This is a genomic window from Bradyrhizobium sp. CCBAU 53351 (genome assembly GCF_015291745.1).
In the GTDB taxonomy this organism is placed as follows: domain Bacteria; phylum Pseudomonadota; class Alphaproteobacteria; order Rhizobiales; family Xanthobacteraceae; genus Bradyrhizobium.
This window is the reverse complement of the sequence record NZ_CP030059.1, coordinates 1863280-1886259: the sequence shown is the minus strand read 5'-3', so window position 1 is coordinate 1886259 and position 22980 is coordinate 1863280. Positions and strand designations below refer to the sequence as shown.

Here is a 22980-nt window from a genome sequence, read left to right as displayed (position 1 = left end):
CGCCCTCTTGTTTCCGATTTTTCCGGGTAGGACAACCTCGGAATCGCATTTCGTTGGGATGCAAGGCGGTCTAAGATGAACTAATAGTCTGACTTTCCAGATGATCCCCGAACCCGCACCCACCGTCCGAGAGCTTCTCGCCTTCTATCTGGAGGCCGGCGTCGATTGCGCGCTCGCCGAGGAACCTATCGACCGCCTGGCGGAATTGGATGCCCCACCGCCGGCCCCGCGCGCGGCGCCTTCGGTCGAGGCACCGCGCCCCGTCGCCGCCCCCGCGGTCATGCGCGGCGAGGCCGCCCCTGCCCCCGACATCGCCATCGCCTCCGCGCGCGAGGCCGCGCGCACCGCGCCGACGCTGGAGGCGCTGCGCGAGCTGATGCAGAGCTTCGAGGGCTGCGCGCTGAAGCACACAGCGACGCGGCTGGTGTTCGCCGACGGCAATCCGCAGGCACGCATCATGTTCGTCGGCGAGGCGCCGGGCCGCGACGAGGACATCGAGGGCCTGCCCTTCGTCGGGCGCAGCGGCAAGCTGCTCGACCTGATGATCGGAGCCATCGGCCTCAACCGCGGCACCGCCTACATCGCCAACGTGATTCCCTGGCGGCCACCCGGCAACCGCACGCCGACGCCGCAGGAGACGCAGATCTGCCTGCCCTTCATTCAGCGCCAGATCGAACTGGTGGATCCCGACGTGCTGGTGACGCTCGGCAATCCCTCGACGCAGACGCTGCTCGGAACGCGCGAGGGCATCATGCGCACCCGCGGACGCTGGTTCGACTACGAGACGGGCCAACGCACCATCCGCGCGCTGCCGACGTTCCATCCCGCCTACCTGCTGCGCTCGCCGTCGTACAAAAGGCTGGCCTGGCAGGATCTGCGCGCGATCGCGAAGGTGCTGGCGGGGTAGGTAGCGAGCTCTCTCGTGTCCCGGACGCGGTGCGTCACGCAGTGGCGCTCCTCAGAGCCGAGGCACAGACCTACGCTACGTCCCCTTCGGCCGCACGATGGCCCAGCCGATGCGCAGCAGCTGCTGGCGGCCGGTCACCAGCCATTCGAAGGCGCGCGGCACTTCCGGCACGATGCCGGGAAAGCGCTTGAGGATGTCGGGCGGCGGCGTGCCCGCGGTGTCGGAGGCGCGCCAGACCACGACGCCGCCGGTCTCGGCAAATTTCGTCTGATTGATCCATGGCGTGCGCGCAGGGTCGGCGTCGATGAAGAGATGCGGCCGGCCGGAATGCAGCGTGATCAGGCTCGCAAGCTGCGTCTCGCCGGCAACGGCGCGCAGGCGATGGTTGGTGCGGCGGACAAAGCTGTCGTCGAAGAAATCCGAGATCGCGCGCGCCGGCATCGAGGTCGCAATCTCGTTGGCACCGGTCCAGGGCAGCAACAGGACGGCCAGCACGACGCCGATGGCCGGGGCCACGACGGCCGAGGCCCAGACCGTCCGCAACATTCGCGCGCGGCGCATCGCGATGAGATCGCCGGCCGCGACCACCACGGCGAGTCCGGACACAATCAATACGACCCCGGAACCACCGACGACGGAATCGAGCCCGAGCAGGCCGGAGATCATCACCCCGCCGAGCGCCGGCGCCAGCGCGAAGAAATAGACGAAGTTGCGCGCGAGCGGCGCGACCGGCGGACGATAGATGATCGGCGGCTCCTCGCCCTTTGTGGCGAACAATCCGGTGTTGAGGAAGGCGAGCGCCGGAATCGCGGCGGCCCCGAGCACGAGGCCGCCGAGCAGCCAGGCCGCGTGCAGGGCTCGGGCATTCAGCTCCGAGATTTGCGGCAGGGCCGGCATCACAAGCGTCTCGGCGCGCATCAGCCAGACCGCATAGGGCAGCGCCAGCACCGCGACGACGACAAGCGCGAACAGCGGATCGAACGCGCGCAGCGTCCGGCGGCCGCCTGCGGTCGAGACCGCGAATACGACGAGCAGTAGCAGCAGGAAGATCGCCGCGGGCGTCGTCAGGAGCAAGAGACCAGCCTCGATCGACCAGGCGAACCAGGCATTGCCGCGGCGCTGGCCGATGATCTGCCAGGAGTGCAGCAGCAGCAGCGCCCACAGCGGCCGGGCCAGCACAAGGGGGCCGAAGTCGAGCGCCGACGAGGAGAAGGCGAGCACAGTCATGGTCAAGAGCACGGCGAGCACCGCCTGCTGCGAGCCGACCACGGCGCGGGACAGATGATAGAGCGCAATGAACGTCGCGATCTCGCACAGCTGGGCCAGCACATAGACGCCGAACATGTGGCCGCCGGCGGCGCGATAAGCGATGTCGGCGAGCCAGACCGGCAGGGGCGGCCCGAGGTCGGTGCCGACCTGGTATTCGCGTCCGAAAGCCAGCAGCGTCGCCAGCGTGCCGGGCGGGCTGCGGTAGAATACCAGCGCCACGAACAGCCACATCGCAGCCTGCAGCAGCACGGCGATCCACACGATCAGCCGCGGCCGGGCGCGAATGAGCTCGATGACCAGGGAGGTAAACCGCATGCAACGCCCGAAAGATGCAGCCAACCCGTCCAGCCGGCCCTATTCGCTCACATCTGTTTTGATAAAGGGCGTCACGCGTTGTGGCAACGACGGTCTGCTCCCTCTCCCCGTTCTTACGCGGAGCGAAAGGCACACGCACAACAGATCATTCATGGCCGGGCTTAGTCGTCCGAAGGACGGCGTCGCTTCCGCTCGCCTATGACCCGGCCATCCTCGTCTTTCCTGTCGCTCCGGAGACCGCGGATGCCTGGGAATGACGGACAGAGGGCTGGGTTAGGTGCCTAGAGCCCAGCCGATACGTCGATCTCGACGCTGGCTTCCACCTGTATCTCGCCCTCGGTCACCGTAAACAGGTCCTGCACCGGCTCGACCGTCCACGGCATGTGCTTGGCACGCGCGGCGGCGACGGGAGCGAAGAAGCTGCGGTGGTGGATGGTGGGACCGAGGCGATTCAGCGCATCGAGGTGCTCGGGGACGCCGTAACCCTTATGCTGCTCGAAGCCGTAGCCGGGGCAGTCCTGTGCCAGCGCGCACATCAGGCGGTCGCGCGTGACCTTGGCGATGATGGACGCTGCGGCGATCGACAGCACGATGCCGTCGCCGCCGATCACGGCCTCGCAGTCGCATTGCGTGTCGAGCCGGTCGCGGCCGTCGACGAAGACATGCCGGGGCGCCTCCGGCAGCGCTACCACGGCGCGCTTCAGCGCCCACAGCGAGGCACGCAGGATGTTGTCGCGATCGATTCGCGCGGGCGAGGCGACGGCGACCGAGACCTGCGCTGTGGCGCAGATCTTGTCGAACAGCTTTTCGCGCTCCTCGGCCGTCAGGCGCTTGGAATCGTCGATGCCGCGCGGGATGCGGTTGGGGTCGAGAATCACGGCAGCCGCCACGACGGGCCCCGCCAGCGGCCCGCGGCCGGCCTCGTCGCAGCCGGCGACCGGCCAGACGCCGCGCTTGATCAGCGCGCGCTCGCGGCGAAAGCTTGGGGTGGTGACGGCAATGATACCCTTCTTGCCGGCGGGAATGGCCGTGGTGACATTTGTCTTGGTCGCAGCCCCTCTTGCCGCCTTGGCAGGCACTGCCTTCTTCGCAGCAGCCTTCTTCTCAGCGGCCTTCTTTTCAGCAGCCGTCTTGGGCGCGTCTTTGGCCGGCTTCGTTGCGGACTTGTCTCGAATCATGGCCGGGATCGTGCGCAAGCGGCCCGGCCTGCGCAACCGGGAACCCGGCGCAATTCCCGTTATTCAGGCCGCCCTACTCGGCCAAATGAACCCGCCTGTCGTCGCCGACATCGATGCCGGGGGCGACCACGACCTCCCAAAGATGGCCGTCGGGATCGGCGAAATAACCGGAATAGCCGCCGTAATCGGTCTCGTGCGCGGCCTTCACCAGCTTCGCGCCCTTGCTGAGCGCGAAGGCCATCACCGCATCGACCTCCTCACGGGTCCGACAGTTCCAGGCGAGCGTCATGCCGCGGAAGGCCTGCGGCCTCGGCTGGTCCAGCAGCGCGGCGTCGGCTGCAAGCTGGTCCCAGCGATACAAGGCGAGCACTGGACCACCGGTCTCGTAAAACGCGACAGCCTCGCCGGTCGCCTTCAGCCGGCGCGAGAAACCGAGCGCGTCGTAAAAAGCGATGCTGGCGCGGATGTCGCTGACGCCGAGCGTGATGACGGTGAGCCGCGGCACCGGCACGTTGGGTTCCCTGACCATGCTGCGCCTCATCCACTCCAAGTCAGAACAGGGGTCAGAACAGGCTGAGCTGATCGCCGTTCCGCTTCGGCCGCGCAAAGTGATCGGTCGTCAGCTTGGAGCGCCGCTTGTTCAGCCCAAGCCGCTCGCAGGCGATTTCGAAGCGGCGGCCGATGGTCCAGGCCATCGGTCCCGTGCCCTTCATCCGCTCGCCCCATTTGGCGTCGTAGTCGCGGCCGCCGCGCATGTCGCGGATCAGGGTGAAGACGTGGCGATAGCGGTCCGGATAATTCGCCATCAGCCATTCGCGGAAGAGATCGCGCACCTCCAGCGGCAGCCGCAGCAGCACATAGGAGGCTTCCTTGACGCCGGCATGGGCGGCGGCATCAAGAATGCGCTCGATCTCGGAATCGTTCAGCGCGGGGATCACGGGCGCGACCATCACAGTGGTCGGAATGCCGGCGTCGGCGAGCTGCTTCAGCGCCTCCAGCCGCTTAGGCGGCGTCGCGGCGCGCGGCTCCATGGTTCGCACCAGTTTCGGATCGAGCGAGGTCACGGAGATCGCGACCTTGGCGAGGTTGCGCTTGGCCATCCGCTGGAGAATATCGATGTCGCGCAGCACCAGCGCCGATTTGGTGACGATGCCGACGGGATGGCCGGCCCGCTCCAGCACCTCGAGGATGCCGCGCATGATCTTGTGCTCGCGCTCGATCGGCTGGTAGGGATCGGTGTTGGTACCGATCGCGATCATCCGCGGCTCGTAGCCGGAGGCGGCGAGCTCCTTCTCGAGCAGCGCAGGCGCCTCGGGTTTTGCGAACAGCTTGGATTCGAAGTCCAGCCCCGGTGACAGGCCGAGATAGGCGTGGGTCGGCCGGGCGAAACAATAGACACAGCCGTGCTCGCAGCCGCGATAGGGATTGATCGAGCGGTCGAAGCCGATATCGGGGGAATCGTTGCGGGTGATCACCTTGCGCGAGGTGTCGATTGCGACCGTGGTCTTGAACGGCGGCAGCTCTTCCAGGCTCTGCCAGCCATCGTCGAACGCGACGCGCGCCTCGGCCTCAAAGCGGCCGCTGGCATTGGACTGTGCGCCCCGCCCGCGCCGGCGCGCGCGGTCGATGGCGACGCCAAGTTCTGGAAAATCGGCAGGGAAGTCAGAGTCCGCACCCGCCGGCTCGGAGGGCGCCTTGACCGGCGGGTGCTTGAGAGCATGTGAGGATGCTGCTGGACTCATGCAGCCAAGATAGCATGCAAAAGGAACAAATCAAGAACACAAACCAAAAGCCGGAAAACAACCCCATGCAAAGGAAACCCGCCCAAATTTCGGGCGCGGTCCTTTGACCTCACGCAACATGGCTGTCGCAACGATCTCGTTTGATGCCGATCAGGGATCGATCGCGCCGGAACAATGTTGGTGACGATCGCGGGGCTCAGCTCGGCAACAATCGGCAAGAACATGACAAATCAACAACAATCGGCCACAGCGAGCAATGACCTCGATCTCCTCGATCACTACTGGCGCGCCGCAAACTACCTTTCCGTCGGGCAAATCTACCTGCTCGACAATCCCCTGCTGCGCGAGCCGCTGCGGGCCGAGCACATCAAGCCGCGTTTGCTCGGCCATTGGGGCACGACGCCCGGCCTGAACTTCATCTATGCCCATCTCAACCGCGTGATCCGCGCGCTCGATCTCAACGTGATCTATGTCTGTGGCCCCGGCCATGGCGGGCCCGGCATGGTCGCCAACACCTATCTGGAAGGCAGCTACAGCGAGATCTATCCCGAGATCGCGCGCGATGCGGACGGATTGCGCAAGCTGTTCAGGCAGTTCTCCTTTCCCGGCGGCATTCCGAGCCACGCGGCGCCGGAAACGCCGGGCTCGATCCACGAAGGCGGCGAGCTCGGCTACGCGCTGGTGCACGCCTACGGGGCGGCGCTGGACAATCCCGATTTGATCGTCGCCTGCGTGGTCGGCGACGGCGAGGCCGAGACCGGCCCGCTCGCTGCGTCATGGCACTCCAACAAGTTCATAAATCCCGCCCATGACGGCGCGGTGCTGCCGATCCTGCATCTCAACGGCTACAAGATCGCCAATCCGACCGTGCTGGGGCGGATGCCGGATGCTGAAATCCGCGATCTCTTCCGCGGGTTCGGACACGAGCCGCTGTTCGTCGAAGGCGACGATCCCAAATTGATGCACGAGGCCATGGCGGACGCGCTGGACGTCGCGCTCGCCAGCATCCGCTCGATCCAGCAGCACGCACGCGACGGCCGCGGCAGCGTCGAGCGGCCGCGCTGGCCGATGATCGTGCTGCGCAGCCCGAAGGGCTGGACCGGGCCGAAAGAGGTCGACGGCAAGAAGGTCGAGGGCTTTTGGCGCGCCCATCAGGTGCCCGTGGCCGGCTGCCGCGAAAATCCGGCGCACCTGAAAGTGCTCGAAGACTGGATGCGCAGCTATGAGCCCGAAAAACTGTTCGACGCGAGCGGCGCCCTCGTTCCCGAGCTTCAGGCGCTCGCGCCCTACGGCAACAGGCGCATGGGCGCCAACCCGCATGCCAATGGCGGCCTCCTGAAGAAAGAGCTGAAGCTGCCGGACTTCCACCGTTTCGCAATCGAGGTGCCGCAGCCCTGCGGCGTCGTGGCCGAAGCGACGCGCGAGCTCGGCAAATTCCTGCGCGATGTCATCCGCCTCAACGCGAAGGAGCGCAACTTCCGCATCGTGGGCCCGGACGAGACCGCGTCAAATCGTCTCGATGCGGTGTTCGAGGCGACCGAACGGGTCTGGATGGAGCCGATCGAACCTTACGACGTTCATCTGGCGCAGGACGGCCGCGTCATGGAGGTGCTGAGCGAGCATCTCTGCCAGGGCTGGCTCGAAGGCTATCTGCTCACGGGCCGGCACGGCTTCTTCTCCTGCTACGAGGCCTTCATCCACATCGTCGATTCCATGTTCAACCAGCACGCCAAATGGCTGAAGGTCACGCGCGAGCTGCCATGGCGGCGCCCGATCGCCTCGCTCAATTATCTCCTGACCTCGCATGTCTGGCGCCAGGACCATAACGGCTTCAGCCATCAGGACCCCGGCTTCGTCGATCTCGTCGCCAACAAGAAGGCCGATATCGTCCGCATCTACTTCCCGCCCGATGCCAACACGCTGCTGTGGATCGCCGACCACTGCCTGCGCACCTACAACCGCATCAACGTCATCGTCGCCGGCAAGCAGCCGGCGCCGCAATGGCTCTCGATGCAGGACGCCGCCACGCATTGCGATGCCGGCATCGGCATCTGGACCTGGGCTGGGACGGAAGAGCCAACGGGCGAGCCCGACGTGGTGATGGCCTGCGCCGGCGACGTGCCGACGCTGGAGACTCTCGCCGCCGTCGATCTCTTGCACAAGGCGTTGCCGGACCTGAAGATCCGCGTCGTCAACGTCGTCGACCTCATGACGCTGCAACCGAAGGAGCAGCATCCGCACGGCCTGTCCGACCGCGACTTCGACAGCCTGTTCACGACGGACAAGCCAGTCATCTTCGCCTATCACGGCTACCCCTATCTGATCCATCGGCTGACCTACAACCGCACCAACCATGCCGGCATGCATGTGCGCGGCTTTGCCGAGGAAGGCACCACGACCACGCCGTTCGACATGGTCGTGCTCAACGAGCTCGACCGCTACCACCTCGCGATCGAGGCGATCGAACGCGTGCCTGAACTGGCGGCCAAGGCCGCGCAGGCCAAGCAGCAATTCCGCGACAAGCTGATCGAACATTCTCGCTATGTGCGGGAGCACGGCGAGGACATGCCGGAGATCCAGGGCTGGGTCTGGCCCAACAGCTCCGGCGGCAACACGCCGACTGAGGCCGGCGACTAGCCATGTCGGACATGGTCCTCGTCCTCAATTCGGGATCGTCGAGCATCAAGTTCGGCCTGTTCGACATGTCGGCGGCTGAGCCCGCCCTGCTCTGCAAGGGCCTGCTCGACGAGCACGAGGCAAAACCTCGCCTCGTCGTGAAGAGTCCGGCGGGCGAGGAGCTGTTCGCGACACGGAGAGAGGCGCCGGATGCCGGCGGCGGCGATTTGTTCGCCGACGTGCTCGCCTTCATCGAGGAGAGGTTCGACAACCACAGCCTGCGCGCCGTCGGTCACCGGATCGTCCATGGCGGGCCGGACTATTCAGGCCCGGTCGTGCTGACCGACGATGTCACCGCGAAGCTGGACGCGTTGACGCCGCTGGCGCCGCTGCACCAGCCGCGGTGCCTTACGCCCGTTCGCGCGCTCGCGGCTATCCGGCCTGCGCTGACGCAGATCGCCTGCTTCGACACCGCCTTCCACCACGGCCTCGCGCCGTCCGCGCGCCGCTTTGCGATTCCACGGCGCTATGAGCAGAGCGGCGTCCGGCGCTACGGCTTTCACGGCCTGTCGTTCGAATATGTCGCCGGCCGCCTTGGCGAGATTGCTCCGGAGCTCGTCGCCAAACGCACCGTCATCGCACATCTCGGCAACGGCGCCAGCCTGTGCGCGTTGCACCAGGGCCGCAGCATCGACACCACGATGGGACTGACGCCGCTCGACGGCCTCGTGATGGGGACCCGCTGCGGCACCATCGATCCCGGCGTGCTGCTCTATCTGCAACAGCACGAGAAGATGTCGGCGGAGGAGATCCAGCACCTGCTCTATCACGAGTCCGGCCTGCTCGGCGTCTCCGGCATCTCGGCGGACATGCGAACGTTGCTGGCGAGCGGCGAGGCCGCCGCGCGTGAAGCTGTCGATCTGTTCGTCTTCCGGGCGGCGCAGCGAGTCGCGATGATGGCCACCACACTCGGCGGCTTGGACTGCCTGGTCTTCACCGGCGGCATCGGCGAGCATGCCAAGGAAATTCGCAGCGCGATCTGCGAGCGCATCGGCTGGCTCGGCGTGCGGATCGATGCTGCGGCGAATGACGCGACGCGCGAGCGGATCAGCGCGGACGCGAGTGACGTCGAAATATTCGTCGTTCCAACGAATGAAGAGCTGACGATCGCACGGCACTGCAAGATGGTGTTCGTGGGGTGAATTGCCGTCGCCGGCCCTTCCCTTCTCCCCTTGTGGGAGAAGGTGGCGCGAAGCGCCGGATGAGGGGTATCTCTCCGCGAGTCTAAATTGCGAGTTGGAGTCGCGGAGACAGACCCCTCGCCCGAGTGAGATTGCATTTCCCAGCAGAGCTGCCCTCTCCCACAAGGGGAGTCGGCACAGTCACGCGCAGCCCTCTCGCTGCACTAATGTGTGCCCGACCATATCTGAAAACACCCGATCGCGACCTCGATCACGATCAGCACCACGACCGCGATCTCGAGGCGGAGCGAGCGCTGGGTGTCGATGATGTCGGTCAGGGCGTTGGCGGTCTCCGACACCGCGGTGAGCTTGCGCTCGAGCGTGTCGAGACGCTCCTTGAGTTCGTACTCGTCCTCGAGACGGGAATAGAGCCGGTCGAGCTCGGGCTTCTCCCAGAGCACGTCGGGCTTCTCGGCGATCGCGACGCGGCCGGCGACGCGCTGCTGCACCAGCAATGCGTTGCCGATCAGTTGCAGGATGGCCCTGCGCCGGCGCGGCGTGCGGCCGTGTTCGGCGAGCTCGCGCGCAAAAGGTTCGATCACGTCGAAGACCGCCGCGACGCGGCGCTCGTCACGTGCCAGCGACGTGCTCTTGGCGAGCGCATCCGCAACCAGCAGCAGCCGGTCGTCGGAGAATTTGGCAAGGCAGATCGGTCCGCCCGGCTGGATCGCCTCGGCGGCCTCATCGTTGCAGAGCTGCGCCTGCGCGATCTCCTCCTCGATGGGGCTGAGCTCTCCGGTCACGCGTGACTTCAAATTGTCGATGAGAACCTTCTCTTCCGAAGGGAGCAGACCGATCAGCACCACGACGCCGTAGCGGAAGATCACGGCAAGACCGGCATGGACGCGGAAGGCCGCCGGGGTGGACGAGACCAGCGTCCCGATCTCCAGGCCGGACGCATTGATGCGGTCGCCCAGCATCAGCGCCCGGATCCGCAAGCTCGGCGCAGCCTCCTGCGTCGGCGATGTTGGCGCCGTGCCAACGGGAAGTTGATCGGCGTTCATATGCGGCCTCCGCCGGCACCAACGTCACACATTTCCTGCTCGGGTCTTTCTCGCAAGGCGCATCGCCTTCGACGTTTGTTGTCGCGCGCTGCGCAGCGTCGCCGTAAAATTACGGTGAATGCCGCTGGAATGAGCTCGTGCCGAAACATTCGACAATATTGCCGGCGTCGCCGTGACACATTTGGCTCCGATGACCGGCTGCGGTTTACCATCAACGCCGAAGCGCCGCCAGAAAGTTGCACTCGGCAATGCTACCGGTTTATGACAGCCTCACAATGAACTACGCTTCTCCCGAAGTGCGGACAGTGAAGTCTCAATCATGCTGAGCGTCATCATCCCGACCGAAGGCGTCGAGCAGACGGCGGTGGCAAGTCTGGCCGCGCTGGTGCCCGGAGCCGCCGCCGGCATCGTCCGGGAAGTACTTCTGGTCGACGGCACCCGTAACGGCGTCATCGAGCGCGTGGCCGACGTTGCAGGCTGCCGTTTCGTTGGCTTCGAGGGGACCTCGCCGGGGGCCGCGCTCGCCGCCGGCGCGCTGCAGGCTCGTTCGCCCTGGTTGATGTTCCTGCCCGCAGGGGCCGTGCTGGAAACCGGCTGGATCGAGGAGACCACCCAGTTCATCCAGGCCGTCGCGACCAGCGGACGGGATCGTGCTGCAGTGTTCCGCTATGCACGCTCGCCTTATGCGGATACCGGATGGCGCGACATCCTCAGGGCCGTGGCACGGCGGCTGGCTGGCCCGTTCGGCGATCAAGGGCTCTTGATTGCCCGTGACCATTACGACCGGGTCGGCGGCTACCCGCCGCAGGCCCGCCGTTCCGAGGCGCAGCTGCTCCGGCGCCTCGGCCGTTCGTCCCGCACCATGCTGCGCAGCCGGATCGTCATGGTCGGCTGATGCCGGCAGATACTTGCCAAAGTCAAATAATTATTTGACAATGGCAAGTATTGAGGTGATCCATGCCCATCGACAGTACCGACGACCATGTTGCCGCGGTCCGCGCCTTCAACCGCTTCTATACCCGCAAGCTCGGTGTACTCGACCAGCATCTTGGCAAGACCTCGTTTTCGCTCAGCGAAGCCCGGGTCCTGTATGAGCTCGCGCATCGCGACGACCTCGCGGCAAAAGAGATCGGAAACGAGCTGGGTCTCGACCCCGGCTATCTCAGCCGCATCGTCCAGAACTTCGATGACAAGGGGCTGATCACGCGCAGGCCCCTGCCCGCGGATCGCAGGCAATACCAACTCAGCCTCACCGCCAAAGGCCGCCAGACGTTCGCCAAGCTGAACCTGAGCTCGCAAAATGAGGTCGCCGCAATGCTGGCTCAGCTTTCGGCCGGCGATGCATCGCGGCTCACGCAGGCGATGGCGACCATCGAATCCGTGCTGGAGCAACGCCGAACAAGGCCCGCAGCTTTCATGCTGCGCAGCCATCGCGTCGGTGACATGGGCTGGGTGATCTCCAGGCAGGGTGCTGCCTATGCCGCGGACTACAATTGGCACATCAGCTACGAGGCGCTGGTCGCCGAGATCTGCGCGCAGTTCATCAGGAATTACGACGCCGCGCGCGAGCACTGCTGGATCGCGGAGGTCGATGGCGAGCCGGTCGGCTCGATCTTTCTGGTCAAGGCCACGGACGAGATCGCCAAGCTACGCCTGCTGCAGGTGGAAAAGAAGGCGCGAGGGCTCGGCGTCGGCCGCGCGCTGGTCGAGCAGTGCATCCAGGGCGCACGCGAGCGGGGCTACAGCAGGATGACGCTGTGGACCCAGAGCATTTTGGCCGCCGCGCGCGGCATCTATAAGACCGCCGGCTTCAAGCTCGTTAAGGAAGAGAAGCACCACAGCTTCGGTGTCGATCTGGTCGGCGAGACCTGGGAGATGGATCTCTAGCACTGTCGCAAGGCCGTCGGCGTGGGAGATACGGGTCAGCCATCCGCACCTACGCCGTCGCGCCCTGCGCCTTCGGCCTTCGCAGATGTTCGTCCAACCGCGGCATGATCTCGACGAAATTACAGGGCCGCGTCCGGTAGTCGAGCTGGGCCGCCAGGATGCCGTCCCAGCCGTCGCGGCAGGCGCCGGGGGAGCCGGGCAGGCAGAAGATGTAGGTCGCGCCCGCGACGCCCGCGGTGGCGCGACTCTGGATCGTCGACGTCCCGATCTTGGCGTGGCTCAGCATGTGGAACGCGATCGAGAAACCGTCCATGCGCTTTTCGAACAGCGGCTCGATTGCCTCCGGCGTGACGTCGCGCCCGGTGAAGCCTGTGCCGCCGGTGGTGACGACGACGTCGACGCCGGCATCCGCGATCCAGCGCCGAACGACGTCACGGATCGCCTCGACGTCGTCGGTGACGATCTCGCGCGCGGCAAGACGATGGCCGGCAGCGGTCAGACGGTCGGCCAGCGTCTGGCCGGACTTGTCGTCGCTGAGTGCGCGCGTGTCCGACACGGTGAGGACCGCGATGTTGAGCGGGATGAACTGCTTGGATTCGTCGATGGAAGCCATTGATGCGTCTCTCATGTCCCGGACAAGGTGCGGCACATCAGCGCCGCGCCGCAGAGCCGGGACCCATCTGGAGACTTGGGAGACCGGCATTGTGGGCCCCGGCTCTGCAGCGCACCGCTGAAGAAGCGCTGCGCCGCGTCCGGGGCACGAAGTCTTGTTTGTTACCCCCCGCCGCCGAACGTGTTGCAGGCCTGGACCGTGCCCTGCTGGTAGCCGGTCATGAACCATTGCTTGCGCTGAGCGGCCGAGCCGTGCGTGAAAGAGTCCGGCACGACACGGCCCGTGGCCTGACGCTGCAGCGTATCGTCGCCGATCGCGCTCGCGGTGGTCAGCGCGGCGTCGATGTCGCCGGCTTCCAGGAAGTTCGGACGCTTCTTCGCCTCGCGATTGACCCAGACGCCGGACAGGCAGTCGGCCTGCAGCTCGACCTTGACCTGGAGCGCGTTGGCCTCCGCCTTCGAGCCCGCCTGCTGCTGCAGCCGCGTCACGCGCGGGATGATGCCGAGCAGGTTCTGGATGTGATGGCCGGCTTCGTGCGCGATGATGTAGGCGGTGGTGAAATTGCACGCGGACTTGCCGGAGCAGCCGCGGAAGCGCGTCTCGACCTCGCGGAAGAACGAGGTGTCGAGGAAGATGGTGCGATCCGGCGGGCAATAGAACGGCCCCATCGCCGACTCCGCCCGGCCGCAGCGGCCGCCATTGGTGACATTGCGGAACAGCACGACCTTCGGGCCGGTATAGGACTGGCCCGAAGCCTGGAAGATCTCGCTCCAGCGATCGTCGATCTCGCCGAGGATGCCCGAGATCATGCTGCCCATCTCGTCGGTCGGCGCGCCGCGCTTGCCTGACGAGGATTGGCGATCCGTCTGGTAGCTCGGTGCCTGGCCGCCGCCGGTGAGAATCTCGGCGCCGCCGATCAGGATGCGCGGATCGATGCCGAAGGCGTAGCCGACCAGACCGAGGATGATGATGGTGCCGATGCCGAGCCCGCCGCCGCCCATGGGCAGGCCGAACCCGCCGCCCCCGCCGCCGCCAAAGCCACCACCTTCGTCGCGACGATCCTCGATGTCGTCGCTGCGGCGGAAGTCATCGTAACGCATGGCGGCCTTTCCCTCCGGTGTCCCGATTCGCGGGGCCCTGCTTCGGTGTCGTCGGCTCAATGAGCGCACAGGTGCGAAAGCTCAACGCGCCACACACGTAAAATTTCCGTTGCCTTTATCAATATCGTGGCCGGCAAAAATTGCCTAGTGCGGCAACCTGCCGACGCCAGCAATATTTTCCGAGGGTCGAGCAATTTTTTCCGAGAGAAATTTGCGGTCTTTTTGCAGCCATGATGGCGTCCGCGGCCCAGGCAATCGCGAAATCCTCTGTAAAACACGGCGAATGCGCACGATGACATGCACGCAGAACGGGATAAGCGACTTGCTCACCAAAGCGGCGGATTAAGTCGATTTTTACTTTGCCGCTTCAATGTAACGGTCAGTCGGTTGTTTGGTCCCGCGTCGCCGACAGCGTCGCCTGAGTCAGAGTTCTTGAGTCATGGTAGAGTCGCGTCGCGGGGCGTCTGCAAGGGCGCCCCGCACAAATTTTGAGTCTCCGTCGCATCGCATCATCCTCGGCGATTGCGTCGCCGAGATGTCGAAGCTTCAGGCTGGTTCGGTCGATCTCGTGTTCGCCGATCCGCCCTACAATCTCCAGCTCAAGGGCGATCTCAAGCGCCCCGACGAATCCCACGTCGACGCCGTCGACGACGACTGGGACAAGTTCGATTCGTTCTCCGCCTATGACGATTTCACCCGCGCCTGGCTGCTTGCCGCGCGCCGCGCGATGAAGCCGTCGGCGACGATCTGGGTGATCGGCTCCTATCACAACATCTTCCGCGTCGGCGCGATCATGCAGGACCTCGGCTTCTGGCTTCTGAACGACATCGTCTGGCGCAAGTCGAACCCGATGCCGAATTTCCGCGGCCGCCGCTTCACCAACGCGCATGAGACCATGATCTGGGCCGCGCGCGACGAAAAGGCCAAGGGCTACACGTTCAATTACGAGGCGCTGAAGGCCGCCAATGAGGACGTGCAGGCACGGTCCGACTGGCTGATCCCGCTCTGCACCGGCGAGGAGCGCCTCAAGGGCGCCGACGGCAAGAAAGTGCATCCGACGCAGAAGCCGGAAGGCCTGCTGGCGCGCGTGCTGCTGTCGTCATCGAAGCCCGGCGATCTCGTGATCGATCCGTTCAACGGCACCGGCACCACCGGCGCGGTCGCAAAACGCCTCGGCCGCTCCTATATCGGCTTCGAGCGCGACAAGACCTACGCCAAAGCCGCGGAGCAGCGCATCGCCAGGGTCGAGCCGCTGCCGGAAGCCAGCCTCGCCCCGTTCATGACCGCGCGCGAAGCGCCGCGAGTCGCGTTCTCCGAGCTGATCGAGCGCGGCATGATCATGCCCGGCACGAAGCTGTTCGACGCCAAGAAGAAGCTCGGCGCATTGGTCCGCGCCGACGGCGCCATCATGTTCGGCGACAAGGTCGGCTCGATCCACCGCATCGGCGCGGTGGCGCAGGGCGCCCAGGCCTGCAACGGCTGGACCTTCTGGCACGTCGAGACCAAGAAGGGTCTCAAGCTGATCGACGAGCTGCGCGCCGAGATCCGCGCCGGCATGGCGGCGGAGTAGCTCCCTTCGCCGTCATTCCGGGGCTCGCGAAGCGCACCCCGGAATGACGGCGTCAATGGTTGAATGCCGCCGCCGCCAGGACTAGACTCCCCCGATCAGCCTCCGTCCTGGCCGGGCCGCTCCCATGCGACGACAGTCCGAGACATTGCTGTTGGTGCCGCTGCTGCCGATCTTCCTGGTCGGCATGTTTCCGATGTTCCTTATCGCCCTGCTCGGCTTCGCCGGCCTCGCATTGTTCGGCGTGCTCGTGATCTCCGTCGGGCTCGCCAGCAGCAACGAGGCGCACGACAATTTCAATCACGACGTCATCGTCCACGGCTACGCCCGCGGATCGGAGCGCAAGGCGCGGGCCTGCGACATGCATTTGGCCACCCGGCTCGGACTGCGCCTGGAGGCGGCCGGCGTGGCGATGGTCCTTACGGCGGCGATCGGCCTTTGTTACGCCGGCTGATCTGCGTACCGCGCAGATACCGCCCGGCAAACTCGCCGGTTGCCCTCTTCGACGCTGTTCAGGCAAGAGAGGCGGCGCGGCAATGACGCTGCATTCGCGCCTGGCAACAAACCCTGGGGAGACCGATGCTCAAATTCTATTTCAACGGATCGCCGAACCCGACCAAGGTCGCGCTTTATCTCGAAGAGTCCGGGCTGCCCTACGAGCCGGTGAAGATCGACACCCGCAAAGGCGAGCAGTTCACGCCGGACTATCTGAAGATCAATCCGAACGCCAAGGTGCCGGCGATCGACGACAATGGCACCATCGTTTTCGACTCGAACGCCATCCTGCTCTATCTCGCCGAGAAGACCGGCAAGTTCCTGCCCTCCGCGAGCGTGCGCGGCGAGACCCTGTCCTGGCTGATGTTCATCGCCACCGGCGTCGGACCCTATTCGGGCCAGGCGGTGCACTTCAAGCATTTTGCGCCGAAGGACCAGAACCACGACTACGCCCATAACCGCTACCAGTACGAAACCGATCGCCACTATAAGATTCTCGACGGTCACCTCGAAGGCCGCCGCTACATGGTCGGCGACGACTATTCGATCGTCGACATGGCGCTGTGGGGCTGGGCGCGGATGCTGCCGTTCAAGCTCGGCGACGACGCCGTTGCGCGATACCCGAACGTGAAGCAGCTGGTGGACGAGATCTCGGCGCGCCCCGCAGCGGGCCGTGCGATCGCGTTGAAGGACAAGTTCACCTTCAAGGCCGAGATGGACGACGAGGCGCGCGCCAACATGTTCAAGCACATGACGACCAAGGTCGCCTGATCTCACGACAAAGCCGGTCGGGCCACGCGCATGCGCGTGGCCCTTTTGCTTTTAAGCCTCAGGCAGCGTGGACCGAGCTGAGGAACTTGGCGACTTCCTGCTTCAGCCGGTTGCTGTCCGCCGACAGCAAGCGCGCCGCCGAGAGCACCTGCGACGAGGCTGAACCGGTTTCGGACGCCCCGCGCTGCACGTCGCCAATGTTCGTCGAGACCCGCTGGGTGCCGTGAGCGGCCTGCAGCACGTTACGGGAGATTTCCTGCGTGGCCGCGCCCTGCTGCTCCACCGCGGCGGCGACCGCGGAGGAGATCTCCGACAACCGCTCGATAGTGCCACTGATCTCCCTGATGGCGCCGACCGATTGCTCGGTCGCCGTCTGGATGCTTGCAATCTGCTGGCCGATCTCGCCGGTGGCCTTCGCGGTCTGCTCGGCCAGCGCCTTCACCTCGGTGGCGACGACGGCAAAGCCGCGGCCGGCATCGCCCGCACGAGCGGCCTCAATGGTGGCGTTCAGCGCCAGGAGGTTGGTCTGACCCGCGATGGTGCTGATCAGCTCGACCACGTCGCCGATCCGGGCCGCGGCCTTGGAGAGCTCGCCGACGCGATCGTTGGTCCGGCTGGCCTGGCCGACGGCTTCGCCCGCAATGCGTGCAGACTCCTGCACCTGGCGGGCGATCTCCCCGACCGAGGACGACAGCTCCTCGGTCGCGGTGGCAACCGCCTGGACATTCGCGGTCGCTTCCTGGGACGCGGAGGCGACCTCCGTCGACAGGTCCTGGGCCCGGGAAGCAGTCGTGGTCAAGGTGCCGGCAGAGGCTTCGAGCTCGCTCGAGGCCGTCGACACGGTGTTGACGATCTCGCCCACGGCCTGCTCGAACTGGTTGGCGAGCCTGGCCATGTCCTTCTTGCGGCTTTCGGCCTGCCCTGCCTCGAGCTCGGCCTGCTCGGCGCGCATGCGCTCGGTGTCGATCATGTTGTCCTTGAACACCTGGATCGCCTTGGCCATGTCGCCGATCTCGTCGGTCTTGCCGCGACCGGGGATCTCGACCCCGAGATTGCCGCCGGCAAGCCGCCCCATCGCGCTCGTCATCGAGGCCAGCGGCCCGACGATGCTGCGGGCGATCAGGAACGCGACGATGGCGCCGAACAGGATGGCAAGGCCGCCTGCGATCTCCTGAATGGTCGTCGTGCTCGCGATCACGGCTTCGGCCTGGCTGCGCGAGTCCTGATAGTCCTTCTTCAAGGTCGTTTCCGCGGCTTTGAGCCTGCCGATGCTGTCGACGATGAGGGGCGCGAGGTTCTTGTGATAAATCTCGTCGGCCTGAAGCATCGCGGCGGATGTCGTCTCGAACGCCGATTTGTAGAGGCCGAGCGCGGTCTTCACCGGCGCCAGTGTCGAGCGCAGTTCCGTCGCCTGCGGGCTCTTCTCGAGCGCCGCGAGCCGTTGTGCCGCCCTGTCGACGCTGGCCCGGAAGCTCGCCGGCCCCTGCACATCGCGCAAAGCCAGGAAACGCCAGTTTGCGATTCGGACCAGGAGGATCCTGGATTCGAGGTCGGCGACGAGGGCCGCGGTGTCTTCGTCCACGGCCGCACGCGCCACATCGACCAGCTTGCCGGTCTTGGTGGCGAGATCCTCGCCGCTCGGCAGCAACGTCGCCTTGCCGGTTCTCGCCTCGTTGACGGCGTCGCCGAGATTGTCACGCAGGCGTCGCATTTTGCCGATGTCGTCGATCAGGCCGTTATAGAGCGCCCGCCGCTCCTCGGAGGCCGTTCCTTTTGCACCGACCCGCAACAGCTCGGTCGCCGCGGTCTCGCGCTCTTGCGCCTCCTTCATCGCGGGTTCGTTGGCATCGTAGACATAGCGCAGATTGGCGCGCTGGATGGCCTGAAGGTGGGTCGAGATCTCCAGCACCCGCGCCGTGCTGTCCGAGAGCGTGGACTGTCTTGCGACCTGATCCTGGACCGCCCACAAATTCCAGACGGCGACCACCGCCATCACGAGACCAACCGCCACAAGGGCCATGAAGCCTGCGTACAGGCGTCCCCTGATCCGCAAACGAAACTTCGGCATTCCCACTGTCCACCAAGATGCATTTCACTTCGGGCAGCCGACCGAGTCCGGCGCTCTTTGCCGGCCACCTGGCAGCCGCGCGTCGCGTCCTTGCGACCCACGCTGCACCGCGACACAATGGAGGACACTCGTTAATTGAACCTTCAAATTCTTCGCGCGTGCACGCCTCGTCGCACATCGACTTGCTGATTTTATCGGCAGCTATGCGAAGCTGTGCAAGAATCCGCAGCGGCATGCATAGCGTCGCACGCGAACCCTCAGAGAACGCTGGCTTGCTGCAGTTTGCCGAGGGCGTGGTCGACCACTTCGAGCGTGTACGGCTTCTGGATGACCGGCACCGAGGCAAGCTCGGCCGGAAGCGGCGCGCGCTCGCCATAGCCGGTTGCGAAGATGAAGGGCACGCCGATCTCTTTCAGCTTCTGCGCCACCTTGATGCTGCTCTCGCTGCCGAGGTTGAGATCGAGCAGGGCAAAACTCGGCCGCGTGCGTTCAATCGAACGCAGCGCCTGATCGACGCTCGCGGCGGTGTCGACGTGGCGTGCGCCGAGATCGAGCAGGATGACCTCCGCCGCCATGGCGATGATCAGATTGTCCTCGACGATCAGCGCGGTCTCGGACAGCCGTGGACGGCTGGACTGTTGCTCCTCGATGCGCATGGCGGCTCCTGCTATTGATGGCACGATTTCTACGAAATTTGCGGGGATGACGAAGGTCGCCTGCACACCCAGAAGATCGAAGCGGATCTCGGCGTCGCCCTTGAGATCGAACGGCACCGAGCGCTCGATGATCGTGGTGCCGAAGCCCCGCCGCGACGGCGGCTGCACCGGCGGGCCGCCGCTTTCCTTCCATTCGATCACCAGGCTCGACGAAGGATCGAGGCGCCAGACCACCTCGACGCTGCCGGTGGAATCGGCGAGCGCGCCATATTTGGCGGAATTCGTCATCATCTCGTGGACGACGAGCGCCAGCGTGGCGAACGCCTTGGGATCCAGCGCGACGTCGGGCCCGCCCATCCTCACCCGGCCTGCGCGCGCCCCGAGATAGGCGCCGGCCTCGGATTCGACGAGGGTTCGCAGCGCCACCGGCGCCCAGTTCAGATTGGTGATCTGGTCGTGGGCGCGCGCCAGGGCCTGGATGCGGCCGCCGAGAACGCTGGCGAACTCCTCGACGCTCGTCGCGGTGTCCTTGCTCTGCGCCACCAGGGCGCGGACCAGGCTCAGGATGTTGCGGACGCGGTGGTTGAGCTCGGCGATCATCAGCTCCTGCCGCTCCTGCGCGCCGCGGCGCTCGCGCGCGGCGAGGTCGGACAATTGCAGGATGACTTCCAGCAGCGTGACTCGCAGGCTCTCGGCGATGCTGATGTCGGCCGCCGACCACGGCTTCGACTGGCCCGCCACCGTCTCCTGCCACAGCTCGAAGCTCTTGCGCGGCGTCAGCCGCGGCCCGTTCGGACCTTCATCATAGACCTTGTCGGGAGCGCCGGCCCAGTTCACGGACCGCACGACCTCGCGGCGGAAGAAGATCAGGCAATCGCGCGGGGTTCGCGAGATCGGAATGGCGAGAAAACCCGCCGCACGGTCGCGGAAGGACTGGCCGGCGGCATAGACCTTGGCGATCTCGGCGCTCGCCAGGATCCGCCCGGGCGAGGTCCGGTTGATGAAGGCGACGAGGTCCTTCACTTCCTCCTCGGTCGGCGTGTCTCCTTGAAGCGCGATCTTGTTGTCCGACCACACCGCGACGCCGTCGCAGTCGACCATCTTGCGATAGTCGCCGAGGAAGTCGACGATGGCGCGGCGGCTGTGCTCATGCGCAGCCGCGATCTCGATCAACCGCTCCTGAACCTGGTGGGCACGGGCTTCATAGGCGACGTCGCCCTCGCGCTCGCGCCCCTCGACGATCCAGGAGAACATCTGCCCGAACAGCTCGGAGGCCGTACGCTTGTCGAATGAGATGTAACGCGGCGAATAATGATGGCAGGCAAACAGTCCCCACAGCTTGCCGTCGCGCAGGATCGACACGGACATCGAGGCGGCGACACCCATGTTGCGCAAATATTCGATGTGAATCGGCGAGACCGAGCGCAGCACGCTCATCGACAGGTCGAGCAGCCCGGCATTGTGTGTGGCCGTGGACACCAAGGCTGCCGGTACGGCATTGACGTCGGCGATGATACGCAGCCAGTTGCGCTGATAGAGCGCTCGGGCCTGCCTCGGGATGTCGGAGGCGGGATAACGCAGGCCGAGGAAGGATTCGAGTCCCGCCTCCGCGGTCTCGGCGATCACCTCGCCCGATCCGTCCGGGTGAAACTGATAGACCATCACCCGGTCGAAGCCGGCCAGCGCCTTGAGCTGGCGCGCCGCCTCGCGCGCAAGATCGGTCATGCCGCGCGTCTTGCGGATCCGGTCGAGCATCAGGCGGACCAGCTCGCCGGAGTTGACACCCGGCTCGTGGACGCTCGGCTCCGCCTCGATGATGAGGTAGACGCCGGAGAAATGGATCGAGAGATCGTATTGCGGCTTGCCGGCCTGGAGCTCGATACCGAACAGGCGCTCGGTCGCATCCGGCCCGCTCAGATGATCGACGCGGCTGCGGATGGTCTCGACGGCCGCTTCGGAGATGACGGTCGCCAACGGCCGCTGGAGGATGTCGGCAAGATCGCTTCCGAGAAAGCCGCCGACATTGTCCGAGGCCATGCAGATCGTGAAATCCGAGAGAACGACGAGCATGAAGCCAAACGGCTGCACGCTGCCGGGAATGTGGATCGGCTCGCGATCGCAATTGGTGAGATTGACGGCCTCGTTCATGCGCGGTCCGCCGCCTGCTCGAACGCGGCGAAAGCCATGCGCGCCGCCGCGATCACCTCGACCTCGTCGCAGGCCTCGCTTTCGAGCTTCGCCAGGAAGCTCTGCCAGAGCCGCTTGCCTGTGCCGTGACGGAGATAGAGAGTGGCCGCGCTGATGCGCGGATCGGCGGCCTCCGCGACCTCTTTCAGCAGGAACTTGGCCCCGAGCCGGGAGCCCTCCAGCACGTACATGGTCCCGAGCAAGCCCCCGGGCGTCAGCGGCAGCACCGATACGGGAGATGGCGCGGCGCTGCCGAGCCGTCCAAGATCTGCCGCGATCGCCGCGCTGCGCGCCCGCTCCGGCCAGTCGGGAAACATGAAGGTGACGCCAGCCGCCTCGAGCGCGGATTCGAGCGGAAGCAGCGCGCCGGCGCTGGCCTGGAGAAAGCGGCGATAGCCGGTCAGGACGGTGAGATCGAACGACGACAATTGCGCATCGAGCTCCCGGTGCGCCGCCGCGGTCGCGTCTCTCAATCGTCCACGGAGTCCGGGAAAGCTGCTGTCTACCTGTGTGGAAACGTCCGAAACCCCAGCCAGCATGAACTTCCCAAACGCGCGCGATGCCGCGGCGCAATTGCCCCGGAAGCGAAGAAAACGCCGGCGGAACCCAAAGGGTTCCACCGGCGCTGCAAAATTGGCGCGGGTGACGGACCATGCCCCCGGACCTCTATTGCCGGAGGCGGGGCTTGTGCAGCTCGTACGTGATCTCCGCCCTGGTCATTCCGCAGTCCAGAAGCTCCCGCTCGGTCATTGCAGCGAGTTGATTTCGGACCCGGGACCCTTCGCGCTTGTGCCGGAGCATCTCGACGAGCGCCTGCCAGGCCCGCATGACCCTCGCCGGCTCGGCCCGATGACACCGGCCGGCGGAGGTGACGCGCACGCTCCTCAGCTCGCAGCTCTCACCGGCGCCTGCGGAAAAGGACCAAGCGCCCGCTCCGTCAGGATCGAGTCGCAGTACTCGCGGATTTCCTTGATCTTGCCGCCCTCGAGACGAAACACCAGGCAATAGTCGTTGTCGTAGCGCACGCCCTCAGGCGTGACGTTGTCGCCCTTGGCCTCCACGACGACTACGTCGCCGTCGGCGATGAAGCGGTGCGCGACCGTGCGCGTGCGGTCGCGCAGTCGGCTGCGCACATAGCCGTGCAGATCGACAAGGATTGCCTCCTTGCCCGAAAAGGTGCGCGACCAGGAATATTGGCCGGTGACAACCCATTTGGCGTCCTCGGCAAGGCTTGCGGCGAACAGGGCACGATCGCGCGCGGCAGGATCGGGATTGGCGGCGGCGGCGAAAATATCCTGCATCAGTTTCTTGTTGGCGGCGGCGCTCATGGCGGCATCTCCGTTTGGTGAGAACACGGAGATCAT

Annotated in this window: 20 protein-coding genes; 8 read left to right on the top strand and 12 right to left on the bottom strand. The window is 65.6% G+C overall.

Features of this window, described 5'->3' with window-relative positions; translation table 11 throughout:
• Positions 1–100 precede the first annotated feature (100 nt).
• Positions 101–907, top strand: a complete 807-nt coding sequence (locus XH83_RS08880) for a uracil-DNA glycosylase family protein (protein WP_194406632.1) — start codon at positions 101–103, stop codon at positions 905–907.
• A gap of 75 nt (positions 908–982) precedes the next feature.
• On the opposite strand, the gene XH83_RS08875 is transcribed toward XH83_RS08880, so the two are convergent.
• The 4 genes from XH83_RS08875 to XH83_RS08860 all read right to left on the bottom strand — a co-directional run bounded on the left by XH83_RS08875 (position 983) and on the right by XH83_RS08860 (position 5411).
• Positions 983–2491: a glycosyltransferase family 39 protein gene (locus XH83_RS08875; protein WP_194406631.1), complete on the bottom strand. Its 1509-nt coding sequence runs from the start codon at positions 2489–2491 to the stop codon at positions 983–985.
• Between the two features lie 281 nt (positions 2492–2772).
• Positions 2773–3669, bottom strand: a complete 897-nt coding sequence (locus XH83_RS08870; RefSeq protein WP_246776444.1) for a ribonuclease HII — start codon at positions 3667–3669, stop codon at positions 2773–2775.
• Positions 3670–3742: 73 nt separating this feature from the next.
• Positions 3743–4198: a VOC family protein gene (locus XH83_RS08865; protein ID WP_194406629.1), complete on the bottom strand. Its 456-nt coding sequence runs from the start codon at positions 4196–4198 to the stop codon at positions 3743–3745.
• Positions 4199–4232: 34 nt separating this feature from the next.
• A complete protein-coding gene (locus XH83_RS08860) occupies positions 4233–5411 on the bottom strand; it encodes a PA0069 family radical SAM protein (RefSeq protein WP_194406628.1) in 1179 nt (392 codons plus the stop codon).
• 222 nt (positions 5412–5633) lie between these two features.
• On the opposite strand from XH83_RS08860, the gene XH83_RS08855 reads away from it, so the two are divergent.
• Positions 5634–8048: a phosphoketolase gene (locus XH83_RS08855; protein ID WP_194406627.1), complete on the top strand. Its 2415-nt coding sequence runs from the start codon at positions 5634–5636 to the stop codon at positions 8046–8048.
• A gap of 2 nt (positions 8049–8050) precedes the next feature.
• Complete coding sequence (locus XH83_RS08850; protein ID WP_194406626.1) at positions 8051–9229, top strand: acetate/propionate family kinase; 1179 nt, start codon at positions 8051–8053, stop codon at positions 9227–9229.
• 203 nt (positions 9230–9432) lie between these two features.
• On the opposite strand, the gene XH83_RS08845 is transcribed toward XH83_RS08850, so the two are convergent.
• Positions 9433–10272, bottom strand: a complete 840-nt coding sequence (locus XH83_RS08845; RefSeq protein WP_194406625.1) for an RMD1 family protein — start codon at positions 10270–10272, stop codon at positions 9433–9435.
• 319 nt (positions 10273–10591) lie between these two features.
• Between XH83_RS08845 and XH83_RS08840 the strand changes: the two genes are divergently transcribed.
• Together XH83_RS08840 and XH83_RS08835 are read left to right on the top strand one after the other, a co-directional pair.
• Positions 10592–11167, top strand: a complete 576-nt coding sequence (locus XH83_RS08840; RefSeq protein ID WP_194406624.1) for a glycosyl transferase — start codon at positions 10592–10594, stop codon at positions 11165–11167.
• A 62-nt stretch (positions 11168–11229) separates the two neighbouring features.
• On the top strand, positions 11230–12159 hold the full coding sequence (locus XH83_RS08835) for a helix-turn-helix domain-containing GNAT family N-acetyltransferase (protein ID WP_194406623.1): 930 nt from the start codon (positions 11230–11232) through the stop codon (positions 12157–12159).
• Between the two features lie 49 nt (positions 12160–12208).
• Here XH83_RS08835 and moaB read toward each other — a convergent pair whose 3' ends face one another.
• Positions 12209–12772, bottom strand: coding sequence for a molybdenum cofactor biosynthesis protein B (gene moaB / locus XH83_RS08830; protein ID WP_194406622.1), 564 nt, complete (start codon positions 12770–12772; stop codon positions 12209–12211).
• Positions 12773–12933: 161 nt separating this feature from the next.
• On the bottom strand, positions 12934–13872 hold the full coding sequence (locus XH83_RS08825) for a neutral zinc metallopeptidase (protein WP_194406621.1): 939 nt from the start codon (positions 13870–13872) through the stop codon (positions 12934–12936).
• Between the two features lie 439 nt (positions 13873–14311).
• Between XH83_RS08825 and XH83_RS08820 the strand changes: the two genes are divergently transcribed.
• The 3 genes from XH83_RS08820 (at position 14312) to XH83_RS08810 (ending at position 16705) form a co-directional block, all read left to right on the top strand.
• Positions 14312–15442 carry a site-specific DNA-methyltransferase gene (locus tag XH83_RS08820; RefSeq protein ID WP_283818887.1) on the top strand — a complete coding sequence of 377 codons (1131 nt, stop codon included), beginning with the start codon at positions 14312–14314 and terminating at the stop codon, positions 15440–15442.
• 124 nt (positions 15443–15566) lie between these two features.
• Positions 15567–15893, top strand: coding sequence for a hypothetical protein (locus XH83_RS08815; RefSeq protein ID WP_194406619.1), 327 nt, complete (start codon positions 15567–15569; stop codon positions 15891–15893).
• 125 nt (positions 15894–16018) lie between these two features.
• A complete protein-coding gene (locus tag XH83_RS08810) occupies positions 16019–16705 on the top strand; it encodes a glutathione S-transferase family protein (protein WP_194406618.1) in 687 nt (228 codons plus the stop codon).
• A gap of 58 nt (positions 16706–16763) precedes the next feature.
• Here XH83_RS08810 and XH83_RS08805 read toward each other — a convergent pair whose 3' ends face one another.
• The 5 genes from XH83_RS08805 to XH83_RS08785 form a co-directional block, all read right to left on the bottom strand.
• On the bottom strand, positions 16764–18773 hold the full coding sequence (locus XH83_RS08805; protein ID WP_194406617.1) for a methyl-accepting chemotaxis protein: 2010 nt from the start codon (positions 18771–18773) through the stop codon (positions 16764–16766).
• Between the two features lie 257 nt (positions 18774–19030).
• Complete coding sequence (locus XH83_RS08800; RefSeq protein ID WP_194406616.1) at positions 19031–21577, bottom strand: HWE histidine kinase domain-containing protein; 2547 nt, start codon at positions 21575–21577, stop codon at positions 19031–19033.
• Positions 21574–22155: a biliverdin-producing heme oxygenase gene (locus XH83_RS08795; RefSeq protein WP_194406615.1), complete on the bottom strand. Its 582-nt coding sequence runs from the start codon at positions 22153–22155 to the stop codon at positions 21574–21576. Before XH83_RS08795 ends, XH83_RS08800 begins: the two co-directional genes overlap by 4 nt.
• 127 nt (positions 22156–22282) lie before the next feature.
• Positions 22283–22366, bottom strand: a complete 84-nt coding sequence (locus XH83_RS40355; protein WP_371746355.1) for a hypothetical protein — start codon at positions 22364–22366, stop codon at positions 22283–22285.
• 134 nt (positions 22367–22500) lie between these two features.
• Entirely contained in the window at positions 22501–22944 is a 444-nt protein-coding gene (locus XH83_RS08785; protein ID WP_194406613.1) for a nuclear transport factor 2 family protein, read from the bottom strand.
• Positions 22945–22980 lie beyond the last annotated feature (36 nt).

Coding starts and splice junctions, on each gene's coding strand:
- XH83_RS08880 (WP_194406632.1), top strand. CDS start 101: ATGATCCCCGAACCCGCACCCACCGTCCGAGAGCTTCTCGCCTTCTAT.
- XH83_RS08795 (WP_194406615.1), bottom strand. CDS start 22,155: ATGCTGGCTGGGGTTTCGGACGTTTCCACACAGGTAGACAGCAGCTTT.
- XH83_RS08810 (WP_194406618.1), top strand. CDS start 16,019: ATGCTCAAATTCTATTTCAACGGATCGCCGAACCCGACCAAGGTCGCG.
- XH83_RS08865 (WP_194406629.1), bottom strand. CDS start 4,198: ATGGTCAGGGAACCCAACGTGCCGGTGCCGCGGCTCACCGTCATCACG.
- XH83_RS08805 (WP_194406617.1), bottom strand. CDS start 18,773: ATGCCGAAGTTTCGTTTGCGGATCAGGGGACGCCTGTACGCAGGCTTC.
- XH83_RS08785 (WP_194406613.1), bottom strand. CDS start 22,944: ATGAGCGCCGCCGCCAACAAGAAACTGATGCAGGATATTTTCGCCGCC.
- XH83_RS08850 (WP_194406626.1), top strand. CDS start 8,051: ATGTCGGACATGGTCCTCGTCCTCAATTCGGGATCGTCGAGCATCAAG.
- XH83_RS08855 (WP_194406627.1), top strand. CDS start 5,634: ATGACAAATCAACAACAATCGGCCACAGCGAGCAATGACCTCGATCTC.
- XH83_RS08845 (WP_194406625.1), bottom strand. CDS start 10,272: ATGAACGCCGATCAACTTCCCGTTGGCACGGCGCCAACATCGCCGACG.
- moaB (WP_194406622.1), bottom strand. CDS start 12,772: ATGGCTTCCATCGACGAATCCAAGCAGTTCATCCCGCTCAACATCGCG.
- XH83_RS08860 (WP_194406628.1), bottom strand. CDS start 5,411: ATGAGTCCAGCAGCATCCTCACATGCTCTCAAGCACCCGCCGGTCAAG.
- XH83_RS08815 (WP_194406619.1), top strand. CDS start 15,567: ATGCGACGACAGTCCGAGACATTGCTGTTGGTGCCGCTGCTGCCGATC.
- XH83_RS40355 (WP_371746355.1), bottom strand. CDS start 22,366: ATGACCGAGCGGGAGCTTCTGGACTGCGGAATGACCAGGGCGGAGATC.
- XH83_RS08875 (WP_194406631.1), bottom strand. CDS start 2,491: ATGCGGTTTACCTCCCTGGTCATCGAGCTCATTCGCGCCCGGCCGCGG.
- XH83_RS08800 (WP_194406616.1), bottom strand. CDS start 21,577: ATGAACGAGGCCGTCAATCTCACCAATTGCGATCGCGAGCCGATCCAC.
- XH83_RS08825 (WP_194406621.1), bottom strand. CDS start 13,872: ATGCGTTACGATGACTTCCGCCGCAGCGACGACATCGAGGATCGTCGC.
- XH83_RS08835 (WP_194406623.1), top strand. CDS start 11,230: ATGCCCATCGACAGTACCGACGACCATGTTGCCGCGGTCCGCGCCTTC.
- XH83_RS08870 (WP_246776444.1), bottom strand. CDS start 3,669: ATGATTCGAGACAAGTCCGCAACGAAGCCGGCCAAAGACGCGCCCAAG.
- XH83_RS08840 (WP_194406624.1), top strand. CDS start 10,592: ATGCTGAGCGTCATCATCCCGACCGAAGGCGTCGAGCAGACGGCGGTG.
- XH83_RS08820 (WP_283818887.1), top strand. CDS start 14,312: ATGGTAGAGTCGCGTCGCGGGGCGTCTGCAAGGGCGCCCCGCACAAAT.